The sequence below is a fragment of the Cellulomonas humilata genome, from assembly GCF_013359775.1.
In the GTDB taxonomy this organism is placed as follows: domain Bacteria; phylum Actinomycetota; class Actinomycetes; order Actinomycetales; family Cellulomonadaceae; genus Cellulomonas; species Cellulomonas humilata.
This window is the reverse complement of sequence record NZ_JABMCI010000038.1, coordinates 1-5,486: the sequence shown is the minus strand read 5'-3', so window position 1 is coordinate 5,486 and position 5,486 is coordinate 1. Positions and strand designations below refer to the sequence as shown.

The 5,486-nt window shown below is 57.9% G+C and carries 3 rRNA genes; all 3 read right to left on the bottom strand.

The features are described from left to right. Positions 1 to 11: 11 nt before the first annotated feature. Positions 12 to 128 (bottom strand): 5S ribosomal RNA (gene rrf / locus HP550_RS01650). An 80-nt stretch (positions 129 to 208) separates the two neighbouring features. After that, positions 209 to 3,324, bottom strand: a 23S ribosomal RNA gene (locus HP550_RS01645). 460 nt (positions 3,325 to 3,784) lie between these two features. Next, positions 3,785 to 5,306, bottom strand: a 16S ribosomal RNA gene (locus HP550_RS01640). The 16S, 23S and 5S rRNA genes sit together here, the layout of an rRNA operon. Positions 5,307 to 5,486 lie beyond the last annotated feature (180 nt).

The window sequence follows — 5,486 nt, the reverse complement described above, 5'->3', positions numbered from 1 at the left end:
TTCTGAATGATGTCCGGCGGCGTCCTACTCTCCCACACCCTGGCGAGTGCAGTACCATCGGCGCTGAAGGGCTTAGCTTCCGGGTTCGGAATGGGACCGGGCGTTTCCCCTTCGCTATGACCGCCGTAACGCTGTCGAGTTGTCAAACGGGTTCCCGTTCGTCTCTCGGGAACCGCACAGTGGACGCGTAGCACAACACTTGAATGAAGTGGTGAAGTTGTCGGCTTATTAGTACCGGTCAGCTGCGAGGGTCGTTAGTCCCCTCTTCCACATCCGGCCTATCTACCCAGTGGTCTAGCTGGGAGCCTCTCACCCCTCAAGGGGGCATGGAAACCTCATCTTGAAGCAGGCTTCCCGCTTAGATGCTTTCAGCGGTTATCCCTTCCGAACGTAGCTAACCAGCCGTGCTCCTGGCGGAACAACTGGCACACCAGAGGTTCGTCCGTCCCGGTCCTCTCGTACTAGGGACAGCCCTTCTCAAGTTTCCTGCGCGCGCAGCGGATAGGGACCGAACTGTCTCACGACGTTCTAAACCCAGCTCGCGTACCGCTTTAATGGGCGAACAGCCCAACCCTTGGGACCTACTCCAGCCCCAGGATGCGACGAGCCGACATCGAGGTGCCAAACCATGCCGTCGATATGGACTCTTGGGCAAGATCAGCCTGTTATCCCCGGGGTACCTTTTATCCGTTGAGCGACGGCGCTTCCACAAGCCACCGCCGGATCACTAGTTCCGACTTTCGTCCCTGCTCGACCTGTCAGTCTCACAGTCAAGCTCCCTTGTGCACTTGCACTCGCCACCTGATTGCCAACCAGGCTGAGGGAACCTTTGAGCGCCTCCGTTACATTTTAGGAGGCAACCGCCCCAGTTAAACTACCCATCAGGCACTGTCCCTGGTCCGGATCACGGACCGAGGTTAGATATCCAGAGCGACCAGAGTGGTATTTCAACGTTGACTCCACCGACACTGGCGTGCCGGCTTCACAGTCTCCCACCTATCCTACACAAGCCGCACCGAACACCAATACCAAACTATAGTAAAGGTCCCGGGGTCTTTCCGTCCTGCTGCGCGTAACGAGCATCTTTACTCGTAGTGCAATTTCGCCGAGTTCGCGGTTGAGACAGCGGAGAAGTCGTTACGCCATTCGTGCAGGTCGGAACTTACCCGACAAGGAATTTCGCTACCTTAGGATGGTTATAGTTACCACCGCCGTTTACTGGGGCTTAAATTCTGAGCTTCGCCTTGCGGCTGACCCGTCCTCTTAACCTTCCAGCACCGGGCAGGCGTCAGTCCGTATACATCGTCTTGCGACTTCGCACGGACCTGTGTTTTTAGTAAACAGTCGCTTCTCCCTGGTCTCTGCGGCCCTTCACGCTCCCCGAGCAAGTCGGTTCACGCTTCAGGCCCCCCTTCTCCCGAAGTTACGGGGGCATTTTGCCGAGTTCCTTAACCACGATTCTCTCGATCGCCTTGGTATTCTCTACCTGATCACCTGAGTCGGTTTGGGGTACGGGCGGCTAGAACCTCGCGTCGAGGCTTTTCTTGGCAGCATAGGATCACCAGATTCCCGCATTCGCGGTCACCGTCAGCTCTCAGGCTATATGAGGTGCGGATTTGCCTACACCTCGCCCTACGACCTTGGACGTGGACTACCATCGCCACGCTTGGCTACCTTCCTGCGTCACCCCTGTTAATACGCTTACCTACTACCGGTTCGGGTCACGCGCTCCACGCCACGGTGTCCCCGAAGGGACGATGTGACGTCTCGGGCGTTTAGCATCACCGGGCTCGGTATGGGCGGTTCTTCGCCGGTACGGGAATATCAACCCGTTGTCCATCGACTACGCCTGTCGGCCTCGCCTTAGGTCCCGACTTACCCAGGGCGGATTAGCCTGGCCCTGGAACCCTTGATCATTCGGCGGACGGGTTTCTCACCCGTCATTCGCTACTCATGCCTGCATTCTCACTCGTGTGGGCTCCACCGCTGGGTTCCCCCGCGACTTCACTGCCCACACGACGCTCCCCTACCCATCCACACGCCTGAACACACCCGAGGGTGCGCTGAGCTGATATGTGAATGCCACAGCTTCGGCGGTATACTTGAGCCCCGCTACATTGTCGGCGCGGAATCACTTGACCAGTGAGCTATTACGCACTCTTTCAAGGGTGGCTGCTTCTAAGCCAACCTCCTGGTTGTCTGTGCAACTCCACATCCTTTCCCACTTAGCATACGCTTAGGGGCCTTAGCTGGTGGTCTGGGCTGTTTCCCTCTCGACTACGGAGCTTATCCCCCGCAGTCTCACTGCCACGCTCTGGCTTACCGGCATTCGGAGTTTGGCTAACGTCAGTAACCTGGTGGGGCCCATCGGCTATCCAGTAGCTCTACCTCCGGCAAGAAACACGTGACGCTGCACCTAAATGCATTTCGGGGAGAACCAGCTATCACGGAGTTTGATTGGCCTTTCACCCCTAACCACAGGTCATCCCCCAGGTTTTCAACCCTGGTGGGTTCGGTCCTCCACGCGGTCTTACCCGCGCTTCAACCTGCCCATGGCTAGATCACTCCGCTTCGGGTCTAGAGCACGCGACTGAGACGCCCTATTCGGACTCGCTTTCGCTACGGCTTCCCCACACGGGTTAACCTCGCCACGTACCACTAACTCGCAGGCTCATTCTTCAAAAGGCACGCTGTCACCCCTGCTAGGGAGGCTCCAACGGATTGTAGGCACACGGTTTCAGGTACTATTTCACTCCCCTCCCGGGGTACTTTTCACCTTTCCCTCACGGTACTTGTCCGCTATCGGTCACTAGGTAGTATTTAGGCTTACACAGTGGTCTGTGCAGATTCACTCCAGGTTTCTCGGGCCCGGAGCTACTTGGGATCCCCTTCGGGAGGCCACGCCATTTCGTCTACGGGGGTCACACCCTCTGTGCCGGGCCTTTCAATGCCCTTCGACTATGACGCGACTTTCTGACTCCCTGTCGGATCGGCAGATCCAACGGAAAGGTCCCACAACCCCGTGCACGCAACGCCTGCCGGCTTGAACACGTACACGGTTTGGCCTGATCCGCTTTCGCTCGCCACTACTCACGGAATATCTCTTCCTGGCGGTACTGAGATGTTTCACTTCCCGCCGTTCCCTCCACACACCCTATATATTCAGGTGCGGGTCACACGACATGACTCGTGCGGGGTTTCCCCATTCGGACATCCTCGGATCACGGTTCGTTTGCCAACTCCCCGAGGCTTATCGCAGGCTACAACGTCCTTCTTCGGCTCCTAGTGCCAAGGCATCCACCCTGTGCCCTTATAAACTTGACCACAAAAATCATTCAAATAAAAGATGCTCGCGTCCACTGTGCAGTTCTCAAGCTACGACCGGGAAACCAGCACCCTCACCCCAGCGCCTACCCACCACACCCAACCTGTTGCCAGGTCCGTGCGATGGGTGGTTCGTCTGAGCGGTACCAGCCCGCAGCCACCCGCACCCACACCACACCCTCAGGTGCACCATGCGTGCGTAGCGACCCTGAACGAACAGACCTTTCGGCTGTTCCCTCAGGACCCAACAGCGTGCCCAGCCAACCCCTCACCAGCAACGATCCGTTCCCACCCAGAACCCCCGAAAGGGCCCGGCGTACTAGGTCGCCACCAGCTCATGAGCCGGCCACAGTCGATGTTCCACCCTCGAGCACCGTCCCCCACTCGTTCGGCAGGGACAACGGGCCTGGACACCCCCCACCACCCATGACAGGTGATGTGGCTGCCAGATGCTCCTTAGAAAGGAGGTGATCCAGCCGCACCTTCCGGTACGGCTACCTTGTTACGACTTAGTCCCAATCGCCAGTCCCACCTTCGACAGCTCCCTCTCTTACGAGTTGGGCCACCGGCTTCGGGTGTTACCGACTTTCGTGACTTGACGGGCGGTGTGTACAAGGCCCGGGAACGTATTCACCGCAGCGTTGCTGATCTGCGATTACTAGCGACTCCGACTTCATGGGGTCGAGTTGCAGACCCCAATCCGAACTGAGACCAGCTTTTTGGGATTCGCTCCACCTCGCGGTATCGCAGCCCTTTGTACTGGCCATTGTAGCATGCGTGAAGCCCAAGACATAAGGGGCATGATGATTTGACGTCATCCCCACCTTCCTCCGAGTTGACCCCGGCAGTCTCCCATGAGTCCCCGGCATAACCCGCTGGCAACATGGGACGAGGGTTGCGCTCGTTGCGGGACTTAACCCAACATCTCACGACACGAGCTGACGACAACCATGCACCACCTGTACACCGACCTTGCGGGGCAACCATCTCTGGAAGTTTCCGGTGTATGTCAAGCCTTGGTAAGGTTCTTCGCGTTGCATCGAATTAATCCGCATGCTCCGCCGCTTGTGCGGGCCCCCGTCAATTTCTTTGAGTTTTAGCCTTGCGGCCGTACTCCCCAGGCGGGGCACTTAATGCGTTTGCTGCGGCACGGAACTCGTGGAATGAGCCCCACACCTAGTGCCCAACGTTTACGGCATGGACTACCAGGGTATCTAATCCTGTTCGCTCCCCATGCTTTCGCTCCTCAGCGTCAGTTGCGGCCCAGTGACCTGCCTTCGCCATCGGTGTTCCTCCTGATATCTGCGCATTCCACCGCTACACCAGGAATTCCAGTCACCCCTACCGCACTCTAGTCTGCCCGTACCCACTGCAAGCCCAAGGTTGAGCCTTAGGTTTTCACAGCAGACGCGACAAACCGCCTACGAGCTCTTTACGCCCAATAATTCCGGACAACGCTTGCGCCCTACGTATTACCGCGGCTGCTGGCACGTAGTTAGCCGGCGCTTCTTCTGCAGGTACCGTCACTTGCGCTTCTTCCCTGCTGAAAGAGGTTTACAACCCGAAGGCCGTCATCCCTCACGCGGCGTCGCTGCATCAGGCTTGCGCCCATTGTGCAATATTCCCCACTGCTGCCTCCCGTAGGAGTCTGGGCCGTATCTCAGTCCCAGTGTGGCCGGTCGCCCTCTCAGGCCGGCTACCCGTCGTCGCCTTGGTGGGCCACTACCCCACCAACAAGCTGATAGGCCGCGAGCCCATCCCAGACCGATAAATCTTTCCAGACACCACACATGCGCGTGTGTCTCGTATCCGGTATTAGCCATCGTTTCCCATGGTTATTCCAGAGTCTGGGGTAGGTTGCTCACGTGTTACTCACCCGTTCGCCACTGATCAGACCAGCAAGCTGGCCATCACCGTTCGACTTGCATGTGTTAAGCACGCCGCCAGCGTTCGTCCTGAGCCAGAATCAAACTCTCCGTAAATGTCTACATGGCACCCCACCACCCAAAAGCAGCAGAGCAACCGACACACGAAATGGTCCCGATAAGGACCGTTCAGATTCGGCTGAATTTTGGCACCGCCCCAACCACGGAGGTGGAAGAAAACGGCACCTATCTCAACCAAGACCCACCACCCTCGAACACCCCCACCCAAACGGGCAC